The organism is Oleiphilus sp. HI0117 (assembly GCF_001635235.1).
Genome location: NZ_LWGA01001245.1, coordinates 1 through 470 on the forward strand (window position 1 = coordinate 1; position 470 = coordinate 470).

At 44.5% G+C, this 470-nt stretch carries 1 pseudogene; it reads right to left on the reverse strand.

Features of this window, described 5'->3' with window-relative positions:
* Positions 1 to 250 precede the first annotated feature (250 nt).
* Positions 251 to 470, reverse strand: a pseudogene (locus tag A3757_RS27180) (hypothetical protein); the annotation flags it as partial.

Sequence of the window (470 nt, forward strand, 5' to 3'; positions counted from 1 at the left end):
TCAGAGATCTTATTGCTGAAGGTGACTTGTCTGCGCCAGGTGGAGCGACTTACGAGAAAATGGAAGGCTTAGCCGTAACTGCAGACAATACTGTTTATGTCGTCAATGACAATGACGGTGTTGATGATAGCAATGGTGAGACGCAGTTAATCAACTTAGGTAATGATTTACTAAACTAAGTGTTAAACAGGTTTAGTCTTACTTAAACAAAAGGGGCCGGTCGATTTAGACCCGCCCCTTTTTTCATGCTCTAGGCAACACTCTTAGGTTCTTTCATTCGTAATGCAACGAAAGCGGCAATCGCCAGTAGAATTCCAGCCACGATAAATGACCAGACATAGGATCCGGTACTCGCGACTATCGCTCCCGATATTTTGGTCATCACAAAACCGCCTATTCCCCACGAAGTAAACAGAAGGCCATAATTGATACCAAAGGACTTCAAGCCCCACCAACCCTTACAAAAGGCA